Annotated in this window: 12 protein-coding genes and 7 pseudogenes; 9 read left to right on the top strand and 10 right to left on the bottom strand. The window is 57.8% G+C overall.

Annotation, left to right across the window (positions count from 1 at the left end; all coding sequences use genetic code 11):
- The first annotated feature begins 120 nt into the window (after positions 1-120).
- Both seqA and pgm read left to right on the top strand, forming a co-directional pair.
- Positions 121-675 carry a replication initiation negative regulator SeqA gene (gene seqA, locus GM30_RS07565; protein WP_049848120.1) on the top strand — a complete coding sequence of 185 codons (555 nt, stop codon included), beginning with the start codon at positions 121-123 and terminating at the stop codon, positions 673-675.
- 24 nt (positions 676-699) lie between these two features.
- A pseudogene (pgm, locus tag GM30_RS07570) lies at positions 700-2,333 on the top strand (phosphoglucomutase (alpha-D-glucose-1,6-bisphosphate-dependent)).
- A 32-nt stretch (positions 2,334-2,365) separates the two neighbouring features.
- On the opposite strand, the gene GM30_RS07575 reads toward pgm, so the two are convergent.
- The 10 genes and pseudogenes from GM30_RS07575 to kdpF all read right to left on the bottom strand — a co-directional run bounded on the left by GM30_RS07575 (position 2,366) and on the right by kdpF (position 14,732).
- Positions 2,366-2,842, bottom strand: coding sequence for a pyridoxamine 5'-phosphate oxidase family protein (locus tag GM30_RS07575; RefSeq protein WP_049848121.1), 477 nt, complete (start codon positions 2,840-2,842; stop codon positions 2,366-2,368).
- Between the two features lie 57 nt (positions 2,843-2,899).
- Positions 2,900-4,219, bottom strand: coding sequence for a putrescine-ornithine antiporter (potE, locus tag GM30_RS07580; RefSeq protein WP_124965811.1), 1,320 nt, complete (start codon positions 4,217-4,219; stop codon positions 2,900-2,902).
- The gene (gene speF / locus GM30_RS07585) at positions 4,213-6,396 is read right to left on the bottom strand and encodes an ornithine decarboxylase SpeF (RefSeq protein ID WP_049848123.1); all 2,184 of its coding nucleotides are present in this window, start codon (positions 6,394-6,396) and stop codon (positions 4,213-4,215) included. Before speF ends, potE begins: the two co-directional genes overlap by 7 nt.
- Positions 6,397-6,656: 260 nt before the next feature.
- On the bottom strand, positions 6,657-6,761 hold the full coding sequence (gene speFL / locus GM30_RS26055; RefSeq protein ID WP_006819052.1) for a leader peptide SpeFL: 105 nt from the start codon (positions 6,759-6,761) through the stop codon (positions 6,657-6,659).
- Between the two features lie 280 nt (positions 6,762-7,041).
- Entirely contained in the window at positions 7,042-7,719 is a 678-nt protein-coding gene (kdpE, locus tag GM30_RS07590) for a two-component system response regulator KdpE (protein WP_049848124.1), read from the bottom strand.
- Positions 7,716-10,356, bottom strand: a pseudogene (gene kdpD / locus GM30_RS07595) (two-component system sensor histidine kinase KdpD). Before kdpD ends, kdpE begins: the two are co-directional and overlap by 4 nt.
- A gap of 1 nt (position 10,357) precedes the next feature.
- Positions 10,358-10,897: a potassium-transporting ATPase subunit KdpC gene (gene kdpC, locus GM30_RS07600; RefSeq protein WP_049848125.1), complete on the bottom strand. Its 540-nt coding sequence runs from the start codon at positions 10,895-10,897 to the stop codon at positions 10,358-10,360.
- Positions 10,894-12,943, bottom strand: a pseudogene (gene kdpB / locus GM30_RS07605) (potassium-transporting ATPase subunit KdpB). Before kdpB ends, kdpC begins: the two are co-directional and overlap by 4 nt.
- A gap of 20 nt (positions 12,944-12,963) precedes the next feature.
- Complete coding sequence (gene kdpA, locus GM30_RS07615) at positions 12,964-14,643, bottom strand: potassium-transporting ATPase subunit KdpA (RefSeq protein ID WP_049848128.1); 1,680 nt, start codon at positions 14,641-14,643, stop codon at positions 12,964-12,966.
- Positions 14,643-14,732, bottom strand: coding sequence for a K(+)-transporting ATPase subunit F (kdpF, locus tag GM30_RS25465; protein WP_080993401.1), 90 nt, complete (start codon positions 14,730-14,732; stop codon positions 14,643-14,645). The genes kdpA and kdpF overlap by 1 nt, the downstream gene beginning before the upstream one ends.
- 309 nt (positions 14,733-15,041) lie before the next feature.
- On the opposite strand from kdpF, the gene GM30_RS07625 reads away from it, so the two are divergent.
- The 7 genes and pseudogenes from GM30_RS07625 to pxpA all read left to right on the top strand — a co-directional run.
- Positions 15,042-15,248 (top strand): YbfA family protein, encoded by a 207-nt coding sequence (locus tag GM30_RS07625; RefSeq protein ID WP_049848130.1) that lies wholly within the window; start codon positions 15,042-15,044, stop codon positions 15,246-15,248.
- A 94-nt stretch (positions 15,249-15,342) separates the two neighbouring features.
- A pseudogene (locus GM30_RS07630) lies at positions 15,343-15,797 on the top strand (DUF1722 domain-containing protein); the annotation flags it as partial.
- Positions 15,798-15,809: 12 nt separating this feature from the next.
- A pseudogene (gene phrB, locus GM30_RS07635) lies at positions 15,810-17,191 on the top strand (deoxyribodipyrimidine photo-lyase).
- A gap of 64 nt (positions 17,192-17,255) precedes the next feature.
- Positions 17,256-17,983: pseudogene (locus tag GM30_RS07640) on the top strand (type 2 GTP cyclohydrolase I).
- A gap of 13 nt (positions 17,984-17,996) precedes the next feature.
- A complete protein-coding gene (pxpB, locus tag GM30_RS07645; RefSeq protein ID WP_049848131.1) occupies positions 17,997-18,614 on the top strand; it encodes a 5-oxoprolinase subunit PxpB in 618 nt (205 codons plus the stop codon).
- A pseudogene (gene pxpC, locus GM30_RS07650) lies at positions 18,608-19,509 on the top strand (5-oxoprolinase subunit PxpC). The gene pxpB and the pseudogene pxpC overlap by 7 nt, the downstream one beginning before the upstream one ends.
- The coding region (gene pxpA, locus GM30_RS07655; protein WP_049848132.1) for a 5-oxoprolinase subunit PxpA at positions 19,499-20,128 on the top strand (630 nt) is incomplete at its 3' end. The pseudogene pxpC and the gene pxpA, both read left to right, overlap by 11 nt.

The following is a 20,128-nucleotide window of genomic DNA, read 5'->3' on the forward strand; positions in this document are numbered from 1 at the left end:
TGCAAGATCAGGAACTAATCTGGATTTTGCCGCCATCCTGGTTTGACGCTATCCGCGGTTGGGTTTTGTACTTATAATCCCAACGACTTGTATTCAGAAAAGATATATCACTGGATTAAGATGAAAACGATCGAAGTTGATGACGAACTCTATCGCTATATTGCCAGCCACACGCAGCACATTGGCGAGACCGCATCTGACATTTTACGGCGTATGCTCAAGTTTTCCGCCGTAACGCAATCCGCTGCTCCGGCCACCCGCACGGTTTCAGCACCCGCCACCGCTCAGGCGCCGTCTACCGACGCTAAGCCTGCAAGTCAGACGAAAGACAAAGTCCGCGCCATGCGCGAGCTGCTGCTTTCTGATGAATATGCGGAACAGAAGAAAGCGGTAAACCGCTTTATGCTGGTGCTCTCCACCCTCTGGTCGCTGGACAGCATTGCGTTTGCCGATGCGACGGAATCGCTGCACGGTCGTACCCGGGTCTATTTCGCCGCGGACGAGCAAACGCTGCTGAAAAATGGCAATCAAACAAAACCCAAACAGGTTCCTGATACGCCATACTGGGTAATAACTAACACCAATACGGGCCGTAAATGCAGCATGATCGAGCACATCATGCAGTCAATGCAGTTCCCCGCGGAATTGATTGAAAAGGTTTGCGGCACAATTTAACCCTTGCATGAGAAGGACCAGGCAATGGCAAACCATCAGCGTGCAGGTCAGCCTGCACAACAGAGTGATTTGATTAACGTCGCTCAGTTGACGTCTCAGTACTATGTGCTGAAACCGGATGTGAATAACGTCGAACACGCGGTGAAATTCGGCACGTCCGGTCACCGTGGCAGCGCCGGGCGTCACAGCTTTAACGAACAGCATATTCTGGCGATTGCCCAGGCGATTGCTGAAGATCGCGCCAAAAATGGCATCACCGGACCGTGCTTTGTGGGTAAGGATACTCACGCGCTGTCAGAGCCGGCGTTCATTTCGGTGCTCGAAGTGTTAGCCGCCAACGGCGTTGATATCATCGTGCAGGAAGAGAACGGTTTTACGCCGACGCCTGCCGTCTCAAACGCCATTCTGGTGCACAACAAAAAAGGCGGCCCGCTGGCGGATGGCATTGTCATCACTCCGTCTCACAACCCACCGGAAGACGGCGGCATCAAATACAACCCGCCAAACGGCGGCCCGGCGGATACCAACGTCACTAAAGTTGTTGAAGACCGCGCGAACCAGTTGCTGGCGAACGGCCTGAAAGACGTTAAACGCATCACCCTGGATGAGGCCTGGAAAAGTGGCCGCGTGAAGGCGCTGGATCTGGTGCAGCCGTTTGTGGAAGGCCTCGCGGATATCGTCGACATGGCGGCTATTCAGAAAGCGGGTCTGAAGCTGGGCGTGGATCCGCTCGGCGGTTCCGGGATCGAATACTGGAAACGCATCGCTGACTATTACAAGCTTGATCTGACGATTGTTAACGATCAGGTCGATCAAACCTTCCGTTTCATGCACCTCGATAAAGACGGCGCGATCCGTATGGACTGCTCCTCCGAGTGCGCTATGGCGGGTCTGCTGGCGCTGCGCGACAAGTTCGACCTGGCGTTTGCTAACGACCCGGATTACGACCGTCACGGCATCGTCACCCCGGCAGGGCTGATGAATCCGAACCACTACCTGGCGGTGGCGATCAACTACCTGTTCCAGCATCGTCCGCAGTGGGGCAAAGAGGTGGCTGTCGGTAAAACGCTGGTGTCTTCTGCAATGATTGACCGCGTGGTCAACGACCTGGGCCGTAAGCTGGTGGAAGTGCCGGTCGGCTTCAAATGGTTTGTTGATGGTCTGTTCGACGGCAGCTTCGGCTTCGGCGGCGAAGAGAGTGCGGGGGCGTCTTTCCTGCGTTTCGACGGTACGCCGTGGTCAACGGATAAAGACGGCATCATCATGTGCCTGCTGGCCGCAGAAATCACCGCGGTCACCGGCAAGAACCCGCAGCAGCACTACGATGAGCTAGCGCAGCGCTTCGGCGCACCGAGCTACAACCGTCTGCAGGCCGCGGCAACGTCCGCGCAGAAAGCCGCGCTGTCTAAGCTTTCGCCAGAAATGGTGAGCGCCAGCACGCTGGCGGGTGACCCGATCACCGCCCGTCTGACGGCCGCTCCGGGCAACGGCGCGTCCATCGGNAAGTGATGACCGACAACGGCTGGTTTGCCGCACGTCCGTCAGGCACGGAAGATGCGTACAAAATCTACTGTGAAAGTTTCCTCGGCGAAGAACATCGCCGCAAGATTGAAAAAGAAGCGGTAGAAATTGTCAGCGAAGTGCTGAAAAACGCGTAAAAAAACAGGCTCCGCAAGGAGCCTGTTTTACGTTACGGTGCCGGGTGCCGTCGGCAGGTTAACGAATCACACGCAATCCGCACCACACACACCGCTTTCATCATTTTTTCCTGGTAGCTAAACCGTTCGCCAGGCCTGACCTGCCGCATGATAACGTCCAGTCCATGCTGCATCGCCTCGCGCTCGCGCAGGATGTCGGCGCGCCCGCTGGCGATAATGCTGGTAAAGGCGTAGCTGTGGTCGCAGGCCTCGTCGGCCGTAATCAGTCCATGATCGCCATCGATTTCTACACTCACCGCCGGGTTCCGTCGCAGCAGGCGCATCTTTTTCCCGGTTCTTGCGCCGTGAAAATAGATAAACCAGCGTCCGTCTTCACATTCATAGCCATAATTGACCGGCACAATGTACGGGGCCACGTCATCGTTTATCGCTAACCGACAAACCTGATGGCGCTGGATAATGGCGAGAATATCGGCGAGCGCTTCAACGTCTCGTTCTGTATGACTCATGGGGATTATCTTCAGAAAGGCCCCGGCAGCGGGCAATGCCGCCACCGGGGGAACAGATTAACTGTGTTTGTTTTTCAGTTCAAAGCGCGGAGATACCAGTCCGTACAGCGTCCAGCCGAGGAAGGTCGCCAGTGCGCCCCACAGCATTGCTTCTTCCCCGGAAGAGTAGAGCGCATAGAAGCTGTACAGGGCACCGATGAACGCCACCACGTTCGCGACACGGGCTTTGCCTGCATCCACATTCGCCACTTTCTGAATAATGACCAGCGCGGCCATCGACAGAATGTAAGGAATGATGTTGGTCACCACCGCCAGGTTAACCAGCACGTTGAACTGACTGTTCAACGACGGGCTAATGGTCATCAGCGACAGGACAGACTGCAGAATCACGATGGTCAGCATCCCCTTCAGCGGTGCATTCGCTTTAGAGACATGGGAGAAGACTTTCGGGAAATAGCCTTCGTCCGCTGAGGATTTAAAGACCTGTGCGATGGTGAACTGCCAGCCGAGCAGCGAGCCGCAGCAGGACATGACCATCAGCGCCATGATCACTTTACCAACTTCCGGAGTGAACATCTGCGCAAACGCCAGACCGAACGGTGCAGTAGAGTTCGCCAGATCCATGTTTGGCACGATACCGGCAATCACGTTCGTGGAGACGATGTAGATCACCGCCGCGCCCAGCGTACCGCCCAGTACAGCGATCGGTACGTTACGTTCCGGGTTTTCCACCACGTCCATGTTGGCGCAGGCGGATTCCAGACCGAGGAAGGCCCACAGCGTCATGGCGATAGACGAGCCCACTGCGCTGAAGAACGGTACGTGATGCGGGTTCCAGGAGTTGGCGTACAGGGTCGGGCTGAACCAGAACCAGCCGATAATGCACAGACCCACAACCGGAATAATCACGCCCCACACAGTCACGCTACTGATCTGACCGGTGATACGCGCGCCACCGAAGTTAGCAACGGTACACAGCCACAGTACCCCGATAGTTGCCAGCGCAATCTGCACCGGCGACAGGGTGGCACCGAGTAATTCGGTGCCGTAACCGACCGCGGAGATGGCGATAGCCACGTTGGCGATCAGCAGTGATACGCCGTAGGTGTAGTTCGCCATAAAGTTGCCGGATTTGCCGAACGCATATTCAGCATAGCCGCCCATACCGCCTGATTTGCGGCTGAACATCCCGCATTTCGCGAAAGCGTACGCCAGCGCCGTCGATCCTACCGCAGTGACCAGCCAGGAGATAATGGAGATGGTCCCCACTTCCGCCAGCTTGGTGGGCAACATGATGATGCCGGAGCCCATCATGTTCACTATCGTCAGGATGGTGAGCTGAACAACGCCCATCTTATTGGATTTGCTGCTCATAATTTTTCCCCTTTGGTATCGCGAGGTGTGATGACGTAGCACCACACTTCTTTGCGACCTTCATGTTCCTGGATGTAGACCCCTTGCAGCTCTGGCGCGAAACCAGGCAGCAGGTTGATACCTTCTTCCAGTGCTGTGAAATACTTCAGAACGGCACCACCCCAGATTTCGCCTGGAACTACACACAGCACGCCTGGCGGGTAAGGAAGTGCGCCTTCAGCGGCAATGCGGCCTTCGGCCTGCGGCAGCGGCACGAGGTCAACTTCGCCACGAAGGTAGGCGTAGTTGGCTTCCTGCGGATTCATGCTGACGCGTGGGAAGTGTGATTTACGGAACATCTCTTTTTGCAACTGCTTAACGTTGTTGCGGGCGTACAGATCGTGCATCTCCTGGCACAGCTGGCGCAGCGTATAGCCGGCGTAACGCGCTTTATGTTGATTGTAGATGGATGGAAGAACATCCTTCAGCGGCGCATCGGTTTCGAGCAGTTTTTCGAAACGCACCAGATGCGCCACCAGTTGCTGCAGCTTGGCCATATCTTCAGCCGGGGTCAGCAGGAACAGGATGGAGTTAAGGTCGCATTTTTCCGGAACCACGCCATTTTCACGCAGGAAGTTGGCAAGGATAGTCGCCGGAACGCCAAACGACTCATATTCGCCGCTGGCGGTATTAATGCCAGGGGTAGTAAGCAGCAGTTTGCATGGGTCAACGAAGTACTGATTTGCGGCATAACCTTCAAAGGCATGCCAGTGTTCACCAGGACCAAACTGGAAGAAACGCAGGTCGCTGGAAATGGTGGCCGCATCGTAAGACTGCCACGGTTTGCCGTCGACCATCGCCGGAACGAACGGGCGAATGTGTTTACAGCTGTCGAGGATCATCTTACGGGCGTTGACGCCGTTCACCACGCAATCCATCCACATGTTGCGGCCGCTTTCGCCTTCGTGCATTTTGGCGTTGATGTCCAGGGCAGCAAACAGCGGGTAGAACGGGCTGGTGGAGGCGTGCATCATAAAGGCGTTGTTAAGACGCTTATGTGGAACGTAGCGAGACTGGCCTTTAATATGGCTGTCTTTTTTATGGATCTGCGAGGTCTGAGAGAAGCCAGCCTGCTGCTTATGAACGGATTGCGTGACCAGGATACCCGGATCGTTTTCGTTCAGTTCGAGCAGCAGCGGGGAACAATCCGCCATCATCGGAATGAACTGCTCGTAGCCCACCCACGCAGAGTCAAACAGGATGTAATCGCAGAGGTGACCAATCTTATCCACTACCTGACGGGCGTTATAAATGGTGCCGTCGTAGGTGCCTAACTGAATGACCGCCAGGCGGAACGGACGCGCATCGTGCGCACGTTTCGGTGCCACTTCGGTGATCAGATTACGCAGATACTCTTCTTCGAAGCAGTGCGCATCGATACCGCCGATGAAGCCGTACGGGTTACGTGCGGTTTCCAGGTACACCGGCGTCGCGCCTGCCTGCAGCAGCGCACCGTGGTGGTTGGATTTGTGGTTGTTACGGTCAAACAGCACCAGGTCGCCCGGGGTCAGCAGCGCGTTCAGCACCACTTTGTTAGAGGACGATGTGCCGTTCAGAACGAAGTAGGTTTTATCTGCGTTAAACACTTTCGCCGCATGCTGTTGTGCGGTGCATGGCGCGCCTTCGTGGATCAGCAGGTCGCCCATAGCGACGTCGGCGTTGCACAGGTCAGAGCGGAACAGGGTTTCGCCGAAGAATTCAACGAACTGGTTACCGGCAGGGTGACGGCGGAAAAATTCACCGCCCTGGTGCCCCGGGCAGTCAAACGCGCTGTTGCCCTGTTTTACGTAATCGACCAGCGCACGGAAGAACGGTGGGCGCAGCTGAGTTTCATATTTGTGTGCCGCCGCTTCCAACTGACGACCGTAGAACTCGTTGCGGGTCTCGTCGTGTTCGAATACCCCCTGGACGCGTGCCAGATATTCTGACGGGACCACTTCGTCTTTATTAATAGAGATAAATACCGGGATGTTATAGCCGGTGGAGTTTAATTTATCGAGCATCCCGCACTCAACGTCTTCGATGGTCATGACCACGGCGGCAACGTCGATAAAATCGGTTTCAGAGGTATTTACAATGTTGCGCTGAGTTGAAAAACAGTCAGGGCAAGCACGGCTAACAGCGATCTTTAATTCAGTCATTTTTAATCTCTTTAATTTCAGGTAATAACAGGTCCTCAATTTCCCTGATGAGAAACTGATTATTCCGGAAAAAAGCAATACCACTCCGCTGATGAATAAATATCAGTAGGTTGCTTTTTTTAGATGCAATAAATCCCGCCAGCCCGGTTGCTGGAAATAAAGGATCTATTCGGATGAGCGCAGTGAGCTACAGGCGTGAGCCTGCATTAACGAGGATTCAGGATGACCTGTATGCTGAAGCGCCCGTCGTAGTCGGATGACTACCGGGCATTAAAGAAGTGAAAATCAAAGCTGTTGCGGTGGGCAAACATCATAATATGTGTTGTCCGCCTTATGTGTGGCATCATTCGGTTATTGTTTTCCATGATATGTACCTTTCACTGATTAACTGAAGGTATGGTCATTTTATCCAGGATGGCGGCTTATTCTGTGAAGAAGATCAATAAATATCGATCATCGCAGAAATAATTAGTCAGTTCTTATGCATATCACAGGTCAATATGCTGTATTGTGACTTTTATGTAAATAGAATGTTTTTCCTTTATTTAATATATTAACTCTCCGCGCGAGGAATTAATTTTTAGCGGCGAGTTTATTTACATGAAAATAAAGGGAGGGCAGACGTTTAGTAAAATGAATAGTTATTCAAAATATAAAACGATAACCAATGCCCGTTTCGGTTAATAAATGCTGTGGTCGCGCGGGATCGGCTTCCAGTTTCTGTCTGAGGTGACCCATATAAATACGCAAATAATGGCTGTGTTCAATCGCATTCGGTCCCCAGACCTGATTTAACAGCTGGCGCTGGGTCAGTACTTTTCCCGCGTTATTGAGTAAAACCGCAAGCAGACGAAATTCAATGGGGGTGAGGTGAATTTCCTCGCCGCCCCGGACGATATGCCGCGAGACGAGATCAACCTCGACATCAGCAAAATGAATCAGCGGATCGTTCTGCTGGCTCCCGGCATGGCGACGCAGCGCCACGCGCAGACGCGCCTGCAGTTCGCCGACACCAAACGGCTTGCTGAGATAATCATCCGCACCGGCATCCAGCGCGGCGATTTTATCCGTCTCTTCCACCCGGGCGGATAGAACAATCACCGGTGTCTGGCTCCACTGACGAAAATCGCGAATAAAATCGATGCCGTCGCCATCCGGCAGGCCGAGATCGAGGATCACCAGGTCGGGTTTGCGGGTGGCCGCTTCAATCAAACCCCGCTGTAAGGTGTCGGCCTCGAACACGCGCATGTTTTCGGCTTCCAGCGCGGTGCGCAGAAAGCGACGGATAGCCTGTTCATCTTCAACAATCAGTACGTTAATCACAGTTCTTCCTGAAAATCGTCCAGTTCGGGCGGAGACGTCAGCGGCAGTGTAACACGAAAACAGGCACCACCTTCAGGGCGGTTCCACGCCGAAATCGTGCCACCATGCACTTCCACAATCGCCTGACAAATCGCCAGCCCAAGCCCGACACCGGGGATCGCCGACTCCTTCGTACCGCGGGCAAACTTGCCAAAAATGGCCTGTTCCTGACCGTCGGGAATGCCGGGACCATCATCCCAGACATCCAGCAGCAGATGGTCGCTCCCGGTTTTAGCCGTAATGCCAATCTGCGAATGATGCCCGGCGTACTTCACCGCGTTTTCCAGCAGGTTGATCAGCACGCGCTCAAACAGCGGTCCGTCGACATGAACCAGCATCAGCGGATCGGGCAGGGAGAGGGCGATATGCCGCCCGCCGAGCCCCGGCTCCAGCGTTTTTAGCGCGCTGCCCACCACCTCTTCCAGCGTTAGCCACTCTTTACGCAAATTAAACCCGCCGGACTGAATACGCGCCATATCGAGCAAATTGTTCACCAGCCGGGTGGTGTTCAGCACGTGCTGACGGATTTCATTGGCCTGCGGAGCATGTTTTGACCCTTCGCTGGCGAGATCCAGCGTCAGGATCTCCGCCTGACCAAACAGCACGGTCAACGGAGTGCGCAAGTCGTGCGACAGCGCCGCCAGCAGCGAATTTCGGATGCTTTCGCGCTCGCTGGCAAGGCGCGCCTGCTCTTCGCTGGCAGTGAGCGTCAGCCGCTCAAGCGCGTTCGCCACCAGCAGGGTAAAGGTTTCCAGCAGCCGCTGCTGTGCCCGTGAGTTTTGTCGGCGCTAATGAGCGGTAAAATCTGATAGGGCACGCCGGGCAGGGTATCGGTACCGGCCCCGGCGGGTAGCCCTTTATCAAAGCTCCAACGCGCAATGGCGTCGTCCCAGGGCGTCATGCCCTGTTGCGGCGTCAATGGCACGATTTTGCCGTTCGCGTCAGGCAGTAGCACCTGGCTGCGGGCATCGAAAGTGGACTGAATAAACCGCTCGCTGGTGATGGCGATATCGGTCACGCTGCGCCCGACGGCGAGCGCTTTCGACATTTCATACAGATGGCGCGTGCGCTGTTCTCGATAGCGGGCGACGCGCGCCTGATAGCGGACGCCCGCCGTCAGGTTGCCGATCACCAGCCCGACGGTCAGCATCACACCAAAAGTCAGCANTACTGCACATCCGACACCGCCAGCGTGCCTCTGGGCGCAATAAAAAAGAGGTCAAAGCTCATGACGTTAATGAACGTCGCCAGTACCGACGGCCAGCGACCGTAAAACAGCGCGACAATCACCACGCCGAGCAGGTAGATCATCACCAGGTTGGTGGCATCAAACGCCCCCAGCCACTGCGACGCCACCAGCGTAATAAGGGCACAGAGCGCCACTGCCACCGCGCAGCCGCGCAGCTGAACCCGCCATTTCTCCCGCCATGGACGGGTGTCGCTGGTGCGTGCCGGTACGTTCGCCGGTTTTTCGTCCAGGGCGACGACCATCAGATCAAGATCGGGCGCGTGCGCGGCGAGCCGGTCGGCAAAGCTGTTGCGGCTGAACCAGCGCCGTTTGCTGTGGCGGCCAATGACGATTTTGCCGAGGTTGTGTTCGCGGGCGTAACGCAGAATGGCGCGATCTTCCGAAGGATCAGAGAGCGTGGCGGTTTCCGCGCCCAACTCCTGCGCCAGCGTCAGGGCGCCAAGGATTGCCCGTCGCTGTTCTTCAGGGAGGCGGTGCAGGGCAGGGGTTTCCACATACACCGCATGCCAGACGCTGCCGAGTTTCGCTGCCAGCCGTGCCGCCGTGCGCACCAGTTTTTCACTGCCGGTGTTATGGCCGATGCACAGCAGAATGGCGTCGCGGGTATGCCAGACTTTTTCCTGTCCCTGCCGGTCGCGCCAGGCACGCATCTGATCGTCAACGCGATCGGCGGTACGGCGCAGCGCCAGTTCGCGCAGGGCAATCAGGTTGCCTTTGCGAAAGAAATTTTCAATTGCCCGTTCGGCCTGACCGCCGATATACACTTTGCCTTCGTTCAGGCGCTGACGCAGATCGTCTGGGGGCAAATCGACCAGTACTACCTCATCGGCGGCATCAAAGAACGGGTCGGGTACCGTTTCGCGCACCTGAATGCCGGTGACGCCGCTGACCACATCGTTGAGGCTTTCCAGGTGCTGCACGTTAACGGTTGTAAAGACGTCGATCCCGGCTTCCAGCAGCTCTTCCACATCCTGCCAGCGTTTGGGATGGCGGGAGCCCTGCGCGTTGCTGTGCGCCAGCTCATCCATCAGAATCAACGCCGGACGCCGCGCAAGGGCGGCGTCGAGATCGAACTCAAGCACATAGCGCCCGCGATGGGCGATACGTTTTAGCGGCTGTGTCGCCAGGCCTTTCAGCATGGCCGCGGTTTCCTTGCGGCCATGGGTCTCCACGACGCCAATTAAAATATCAAGCCCCTGCGCCCGCAGTCGTTGCGCTTCCGCCAGCATGGCGTAGGTTTTCCCCACCCCGGCGCAGGCGCCAAAAAAGATTTTCAGCTTACCGCGATGGGGGGAGGCGGTCTGTTCCAGTAACCGGTCAGGATCCGGGCGCAGTGGCTCTTCGGTCATTTCACTCTTCCTTCAGGGCATCCAGTGCCATATTCAGCTCATTAATATTTACCACAGATTGCCCGAGCACGCTGACCAGCGGTTTCTCGGTCAGGCTATTCACCAGTTGCGTGATCTGCTCTGCGGACAGATGACGCGCGCGCGCGACGCGCGGTACCTGCCACAGCACCGCTTCCGGGGTGAGCTGACTGTCCAGTCCGCTGGCGGAGGCGGGTACCAGTTCCACCCGNNCCACCGGCACCTGATCCGGCGCGTCCGGGTTCGCGAGACGCAGTGCTTTCACGCGGTCGGCAATGGCGCTGTCCTGCGCCGGGTTGCTCACCGCCAGATTGCTGCCGCCAGAGGCCATCGGATTGTCAGGCGTCTCAGCGGTAGCAGACGGACGGCCGTGAAAATAGCCCGGCACGGTAAAGTTCTGGCCAATCAGACGCGATCCGCGAATGGTATCACCCTCGCGAATCAAGGAGCCGGTGGCTTGATCCTGAAACCACCACTGACCTAGCGCGGTGGTCAGTAGCGGGTAGAGGGCGCCTTTCCTCACACCAGACCCAGCAGGGTTAACAAAAGATCAATCAGCTTGATGCCGACAAACGGCACCAGCAGGCCGCCGAGGCCGTAAATCCACAGGTTGCGGCGCAGCATCGCCGAGGCAGTCAGCGGTTTGTAACTCACGCCTTTCAGCGCCAGCGGGATCAGAAACACGATGATCAGCGCGTTGAAGATCACCGCGCTTAAAATCGCCGACGCCGGGGAGTGCAGATGCATCACGTTCAGCACGCCCAGTTGTGGATAGGTCACCGCGAACGCCGCCGGAATAATGGCGAAGTATTTCGCCACGTCGTTGGCGATACTGAAGGTGGTGAGCGAACCGCGCGTCATCAGCATTTGTTTACCGATGTGCACCACTTCAATCAGCTTGGTGGGGTTGGAATCAAGATCCACCATGTTGCCCGCTTCTTTCGCCGCCTGGGTCCCGGAGTTCATCGCCACCGCCACGTCAGCCTGCGCCAGCGCGGGCGCATCGTTGGTGCCGTCGCCGGTCATCGCCACCAGACGACCTTCCGCCTGATACTGACGGATCAGCGCCAGCTTGGCTTCCGGCGTCGCTTCGGCGAGGAAATCGTCCACCCCGGCTTCGGCGGCAATCGCCGCAGCGGTCAGCCGGTTATCGCCGGTGATCATCACTGTCTTAATGCCCATTTTGCGCAGCTGAGCAAAACGCTCTTTAATACCGCCTTTGACGATATCCTTCAGGGCGATGACGCCGAGCACATTCGCGCCTTCCACCACCACCAGCGGCGTGGCGCCCTGACGGGCCACGTTTTCCACTCGTTGATCGACATCCGCCGGGAAGTGGCCGTTGTTGGCCTCAACGTGGCGACGAATAGCATCGACAGAGCCTTTACGGATCATGCGGTTGTCGATGTTAATACCGCTCATGCGCGTCTGGGCAGTGAAGGGGACAAAGGTGGCGTGCAGCTGTTGCACGTCGCGCTCGCGCAGATTAAAACGCTGTTTGGCGAGCACCACAATGCTACGGCCTTCCGGCGTTTCATCCGCCAGTGACGCCAGCTGGGCGGCATCGGCCAGGGTGCGTTCATCAATGCCTTTCGCGGGCAGGAAATCAGACGCCTGACGGTTACCGAGGGTGATGGTGCCGGTTTTATCCAGCAGCAGTACGTCCACATCACCCGCGGCTTCCACGGCGCGACCGCTGGTGGCGATCACGTTAGCGCCGAGCATCCGACTCATCCCGGCGACGCCAATCGCTGACAGCAGGCCGCCAATGGTGGTCGGGATCAGACAGACCAGCAGCGCTACCAACACGGTCACGCTGACCGCCGCACCGCCCCAGATGGAGAACGGCCAGATGGTGGCGGTGGCGAGCAGGAAGACGATGGTCAGCGCCACCAGCAGAATGGTCAATGCGATCTCGTTCGGCGTTTTGCGACGCTGCGCACCTTCGACCATGGCGATCATTCTGTCGAGGAAGGTTTCTCCTGGGTTGACGCTGCACTGCACCACCAGCCAGTCGGAGAGAATACGCGTGCCGCCAGTCACAGAGGCAAAGTCACCGCCGGACTCGCGGATCACCGGTGCCGATTCNCCCGGTGATGGCGCTTTCGTCCACGGACGCGCCCCCTTCGATCACTTCACCGTCGCAGGGGATAATATCCCCGGCTTCGACCAGCACCACGTCGCCTTTACGCAGCTCGCTTGCCGGAACATGATCGACCTGAGCGCCATGATGCGGCGCACGCAGTTTGCGGGCGAACGCCGTTTTCTTCACCCCGCGCAGGCTGTTGGCCTGCGCCTTGCTGCGGCCTTCCGCCATCGCTTCCGCAACGTTGGCGAACAGCACGGTAAACCACAGCCACACGCTGATGGCGGCGGTGAATCCGGCGTTGCCGGTGAGATGCCCGGTGGCCATCGCGATGGCCAGCACGGTGGTCAGTACGCTGCCGATCCAGACGATAAACATCACCGGATTGCGCCACTGGATAGCAGGGCTCAGTTTTTTGACAGAATCGATCAGCGCCTGGCGAACCAGCGAGGGTTCAAACAGGGCCATAGGTTTGCGACTCATAAAATAAGGCTCCGTACGACTCAAAATAACGAGAGATGTTCAGCCACCGGCCCCAGCGCCAGTGCGGGAATGAAGGTCAGCGCGCCGACTAACAGCACGGTGCCGATCAACAACCCGACAAAAAGCGCGCCGTGGGTCGGGAGCGTCCCGATGCTGGCGGGCTGTATTTTTTTATTCACCAGCGAACCGGCGATCGCCATTACCGGCACAATGACCGCGAAACGGCCGAAGAACATGCAGAAAGCCAGCAGGCAGTTCCAGAACGGCGTGTTGGCGCTCAGGCCGGCAAAGGCGCTGCCGTTGTTGTTAGCGGCAGAGGAGACGGCGTACAGCGCTTCGCTGAAACCGTGGGCACCGGGGTTGAGCATGCCGCTGCGACCCGTGTCGGTCATCATCGCCAGCGCCGTGCCGAGCAGCACCAGCGCCGGGGTGACCAGAATCGCCAGGGCGGTCATCTTCATTTCGCGCACGTCGATTTTTTTACCGAGGTATTCCGGCGTACGGCCGATCATCAGCCCGGCAATAAACACCGCCAGCAGCACGAACAACAGCATGCCGTACAGGCCAGAGCCAACGCCGCCGAACACCACCTCACCAATCTGCATCAGCCACAGTGGCACCATGCCGCCGAGCGCGGTAAAGGAGTCGTGCATGGCGTTCACCGCGCCGCAGGAGGCCGCGGTCGTTACCACCGCAAACAGGCTGCTGGCGAGAATGCCGAAGCGGCTCTCTTTGCCTTCCATATTGATGTTACTGTCTGCGCCCAACGCCATCAGATGCGGATTGCCCTGGGTTTCCGCCCACATCACCACCGCCACGGCCACGACGAAGATAATCGACATCGCCCACAGCAGGGTGCGTCCCTGACGACGGTCGCCAACGGCATCGCCAAACGCGAAGCACAGCGCGGCAGGGATCAGGAAAATCGCCAGCATCTGAACGAAATTGGTCAGCGCCGTGGGGTTTTCGAACGGGTGCGATGAGTTGGCATTAAAGAAACCGCCGCCGTTGGTGCCGAGCATTTTGATCGCTTCCTGCGAGGCCACCGGTCCCATTGGCAGCAGCTGTTTTACTCCTTCGAGGGAAGTAAAAGGCTGATACGGCAGCACGTTTTGCAGCACGCCCTGCTGAATAAAGAACAGCGCGATAATCAGTGCCAGCGGCAGCAGCACCCATAACGTGATGCGGGTTAAATCCACCCAGGCGTTGCCGAGCGTGGTGACGCTCTGGCGGGCGAAGGCGCGCGTCAGGGCGAAGATCACCGCGATGCCGGTGGCGGCAGAAAGAAAGTTCTGTACCGTCAGCCCCGCCATCTGGCTCAGATAGCTCATGGTGGTTTCACCGGCATAGGACTGCCAGTTGGTGTTCGCCACAAAGCTGACGGCGGTATTCAGCGCCAGATGCCAGGAGAGGCCTGGCAGGTTCTGCGGGTTCAGCGGCAGCACGCCCTGAAACATCAACAGGGCGAATAATACAATCAGGCCAAAGATATTGAGCAACAACAGGGCCACCAGATACTGACACCAGCCCATCTCCTGTGGGCGAACACCGAGAAGGCGCCAGATCCCGCGTTCCACACCCGCCAGTCCCGGCAGCGGGGTATCGTTAATCATGCGCGCGAGCACAGTCCCGAGCGGGCGCGACAGTATAAACAGCACCAGTAAAAAACCGGCGATCAGTAAAAATCCCTGCGCGGCCATCAGAATGCCTCCGCATTAATCAAGGCATAAACCAGATACGCCAGTAACAGGAAAACCAGCACAACGCCGGCTAACACACCTGCAGTCACAGTCCACCTCCGGGGGAGTTGAGTTATTACCCGGATGGTAGAAATCGCGGCGCAAAGATTTCGCAAAAATCGTCGGGGAGGGTGTAAAAAAAGTATAAAAATGGCTAATAGCCACAATTTAACTAATGTTTAGTATTAATTTAACTTTTATGTAACTTAATTACGCAATGAATGTAAATAACGGCAAAACAGATGAAAAAAAGTGGTCGGATGAGTAGTAAAATTACAGGCAAGGCGGTACTATTTTAACCAGATACCATTTAACTATTTTACCGGTGAATATTACCGGCGACTAAAGGGGAGAGAATCATGGAGCTTTACAAAGCGTATCCTGCACATATTGTTTTTCTGCGTCGCGCTTTCGCCGTGGTGGCGGGGATTGCCGCGCTGCCGGTCATGCTGTTCTGGAAAGACCGCGCCCGTTTTTATAGCTATCTGCATCGCGTCTGGTCAAAAACCAGCGATAAACCGGTGTGGATGGATCAGGCCGAAAAAGTGACCTGCGATTTTTACTAAACGAAGATACACACAGCAATACAAAAGCCGTCACCCCTGTGGCGGCTTTTTTTATCTCCCGGTTTACACTTAGGGTAACCACTGAAAGGGAGCCGCTATGTGTGAGAATTTTTATGCGCGTACTTATGCGCTTCAGGAACTTAACGACCTGCATGAACAGGGATTAACGCGCGGCGCGCTGGTGGCTTTTCACAGCCGCTACAAGTTGGTGCTGCTCGCCCATTCACAACCAGAATATCGCGCACTGGGGCGCTTTATGGCGGACATTGCGCAGTGGTCTTCGCTGGAGGATTTTTATGCCGAATACCGCAAACGCCTGGCCGATCTGCTGTCACAGCCTGCCAGCCGCAACGACCACACCAACGTGCTGATGCACGTGCAGGGGTATTTTCGCCCGCACCTTTCATCGCCACAGCGTCAGGCGCTGGCGGCGGNGCGCCCGTCACCCTCATCAAACACTATATGACTGAATTTCCTGACGCTTATCTGAGCAGCCAGCGCTATTTTGAGTTCTGGTCTGAGACGTCGCCTTTACACGATAAACCTTAATTCAGGAGCAGTATGACCACCCATCTGGTCTGGTTTCGCACGGATCTGCGCGTGCATGACAATCTGGCGCTCACCGCCGCCTGTCGTCAACCGAATGCGAGAGTGCTGGCGCTGTATATCGCCACGCCGGAACAGTGGCGGCAGCATCAGATGGCACCGCGACAGGCCGCGTTTCTGGTCAGCCATTTGAACGCGTTACAGCAGGCGCTGGCGGCACGAGGCATTCCGCTGTTGGTGCAAACCGCGCGCTTTTCTATAATTATCAGTACGAATTTAACGAACGGCAGCGCGATGTCGCCGTGGAGCGCGCGCTGAGTGATGTCATTTGTCAGGGCTTTGATGACAGCGTGCTGCTTGCGCCCGGCAGCGTCACCACCGGCAATAACGAGATGTATAAAGTGTTTACGCCGTTCAAAAACGCCTTTCTGCGCCGTTTGCGCGAAGACCTCCCGGAATGCCACCGCGCCCCGGCAATGCGGCAGAGTGGGGCGCTGAGCGAGCCGGGTTCACCAGTGACCGTCGATTACCCGCAGCAGCCGTTCGATGCGGAACGTTTTCCTGCCGATGAGCAGAGCGCCCTGACCCGGTTGCGCGATTTCTGCCAGCACGACCTGGCGCGCTACGACGCCGATCGCGATTTTCCGGCCATCGACGGCACCAGTCGGCTTTCCCCCTGCCTGACGCTGGGCGTCCTGTCGCCGCGCCAGTGTCTGCATCGCCTGCTGAAAACGCACCCCGAGGCGCTGAACGGAGGAACGGGCGCGGTCTGGCTGAGCGAACTGATCTGGCGCGAGTTCTACCGTCACCTGATGACCCGTTATCCTGAATTGTGTAAGCACAAGCCGTTTATCGGCTGGACGGACAACGTGCAGTGGAAAACGCCCGACGCGGCGTTTACCGCGTGGCAAAACGGCAACACCGGTTTTCCGATTGTCGATGCCGCTATGCGACAACTCAATGCGACGGGGTGGATGCATAACCGCCTGCGAATGATCGTCGCCAGTTTTCTGGTGAAAGACCTGCTGATCGACTGGCGTGAAGGAGAACACTATTTTATGTCGCAGCTGATCGACGGCGATCTGGCGGCCAACAACGGCGGCTGGCAGTGGGCGGCGTCAACCGGTACCGACGCCGCACCCTATTTTCGTATTTTTAATCCCACCACCCAGGGTGAGAAATTCGATAAAGCGGGTGAATTTATTCGCCACTGGATCCCTGAACTGTCAGCGGTTCCGGCGGCATCGATCCATACGCCGTGGCAATGGGCGGAGAAGGCGAACATCAGGCTGGATTATCCGCATCCCCTTGTTGATCACAAACGGGCGCGCGAGGCGACCCTCGCGGCCTATGACGCCGCCAGAAAGGGAACGCGATCCGTTGTCGCGGGCGGCTGAGATCGCTATGGTGTGCCTGTGAATCTTTTTTATTTTGGATCGTTTTGTGGATAGAGGAGTAACGATGAAAAACACCGAGCTTGAGCAACTGATTAACGAAAAGCTTAACAGCGGGGCGTTCAGCGATTACGCACCTAACGGTCTGCAAGTGGAAGGGCGTGAGACGGTCAGCAAGATTGTGACCGGCGTGACGGCAAGCCAGGCGCTGCTGGACGAAGCGGTGCGTCTGCAGGCGGACGCGGTCATCGTCCACCACGGCTATTTCTGGAAAGGGGAATCGCCGGTGATCAGCGGCATGAAGCGCCGCCGCCTGAAAACGCTGCTGGAAAACGATATCAATTTGTATGGCTGGCATCTGCCGCTGGATGCACACCCGGAGTTAGGCAACAACGTCCAGCTCGCGTCGCTGCTGGGCATTAACATCATGGGCGAAATCGAGCCGCTGGTGCCGTGGGGCGAGCTTTCTATGGCGGGGCCCGGGCNATCGAAGCTCGTCTTGGCCGCAAACCGCTGTGGAGCGGCGATACCGGGCCGGAGAAAGTGACCCGCATCGCCTGGTGTACCGGCGGCGGTCAGGGCTTTATCGACAGCGCGGCGCGTTTTGGCGTCGACGCGTTTATTACCGGTGAAGTTTCCGAGCAAACCATTCACTCGGCGCGTGAGCAGGGGCTGCATTTTTATGCGGCCGGGCATCATGCCACCGAGCGCGGCGGGATCAGGGCGCTCAGCGAGTGGCTGAATGAGACCACCGATCTGGACGTCACCTTTATCGATATTCCGAACCCTGCCTGAGTGGAGACGTAAAGTGCAGCGAGCGCGTTGTTATCTGTTAGGCGAAACCGCCGTCGTGCTGGAACTGGAGCCGCCGGTGACGCTGGAAAGTCAGAAANAGGTGGTGGAAGCCATTCCGGGCATGAATAACATCACCGTGGTGTTGCGAAATCCGCAGGCGCTGGCGCTGGATGCCATCGAGCGTCTTCAGCGCTGGTGGGAAGAGAGCGAGGCGCTGCAGCCGGAGTCCCGCTACGTGGAGATCCCGGTGGTGTATGGCGGCAACGCCGGGCCGGATCTCGGCGTCGTGGCGCAGCACAGCGGGCTCACGGAAAAACAGGTGGTCGAGCTGCATGCCTCGGTGGAGTATGTGGTGTGGTTTCTTGGCTTTCAGCCAGGGTTTCCGTACCTCGGCGGACTGCCGGAGCCACTCATCACCCCACGTCGTGCGGAGCCACGCCTGAGCGTACCCGCCGGAACGGTGGGCATTGGCGGCGCGCAGACCGGCATTTACCCGCTGGAAACGCCGGGTGGCTGGCAGCTTATTGGCCACACGTCACAACGATTATTTGATCCTGACCGTGCCGAACCGGCGCTATTGCGCCCCGGCGACGTGGTGCGCTTTATCCCGCAGCGGGAGGGCGTATGCTGAAGATTATTCGCGCCGGGCTGTATGCCTCCATTCAGGATATCGGGCGCTACGGTCTGCGCCAGTCTGGCGTCAGCCATTGTGGCGCGCTGGATAAACCTGCGCTTATCACCGCCAATCTGCTGGTGGGGAACGCGCCGGATGCGGCGGGCAACGNNCAGATGACCGTGGAGTTCGAACGCGACGTCTGGTTTGCGTTGACCGGGGCAGGGTGTGACGCGCAGCTTGATGGCAGCCCGGTGTGGAGCGGCTGGCGGCAACCGGCGCGTGCCGGGCAGCGGCTGGTGCTTAAACGCCCGATTCATGGCATTCGCAGCTATCTGGCAGTGGCGGGCGGTTTTGACGTGCCGGAAGTGATGGGTTCCCGCAGCACCGATCTGAAAGTCGGGATCGGCGGTCTGGACGGTCGCAGGCTGGCGGACGGCGACCGGCTGGCAATTCTCCCTTCGACGCGGACCTTCAGCGAACCGATGGGCGTCAAACAGCTGCTGACCAGCAACCGCATTCGTGCGCTGCCTGGGCCGGAGTACCATGAATTTGATACCGCTTCACAGGAGGCGTTCTGGCGTGCGCCGTGGCAATTGAGCCCGCAGAGTAACCGTATGGGCTATCGCCTGAAAGGGCAGCCGCTGGTGCGCACCACGACGCGGGAACTGCTGTCGCACGGTCTGCTGCCGGGGGTAGTGCAGGTGCCGCACAACGGACAACCGATCGTGCTGATGAGTGACGCCCAGACCACCGGCGGCTATCCGCGCATCGCCCGCANCAGCTGGCGCAAATTCCGCTCGGGCAGCCGGTGCATTTTGTGCCCTGTTCGCTGGAAGAGGCGCTGAAGGCGCGCAGCGATCAGCAACGTTATCTTGAACAACTGGCGTGGCGACTCAACGATGAACATTGATTTGAATGCCGATCTCGGGGAAGGGGGTGCCAGCGACGCAGAATTGCTGCAACTGGTCTCTTCGGCCAATATCGCCTGCGGGTTTCATGCCGGCGATGCAGTGATGATGCGCACCGCCGTGCGCGAGGCCATTCGCAACGGCGTGGCGATTGGCGCGCACCCCAGTTTTCCGGATCGGCAAAATTTTGGCCGTACGGCGATGACGCTGCCGCCCGACACGGTTTATGCGCAGACGCTGTATCAGACAGGTGCGCTGGCGGCGATTGTCCGCGCGGAAGGCGGGACGCTGCGCCATGTCAAACCGCACGGCATGCTCTACAACCAGGCGGCGACATCCGCAGAACTGGCCGATGCCATCGCCCGCGCAGTGCACGATGCCGACGCGCAACTGATGCTGGTGGGGCTGGCCGGCAGCGAACTGATCCGCGCCGGGCAGCGTTATGGTCTCGCCACGCGGGAAGAGGTGTTTGCCGATCGCGGTTATCTGCCGGACGGCACGCTGGTGCCGCGCTCGCAGGCAGGCGCGCTTATCGACGACGAAAACCAGGCGCTGGCGCAGACGCTGGAAATGGTGCAGCACGGTCGCGTGCAGAGCATCACCGGCGAGGGGGGGCCGGGG

This window comes from Trabulsiella odontotermitis, assembly GCF_001188485.1.
Classification (GTDB): domain Bacteria; phylum Pseudomonadota; class Gammaproteobacteria; order Enterobacterales; family Enterobacteriaceae; genus Trabulsiella; species Trabulsiella odontotermitis_A.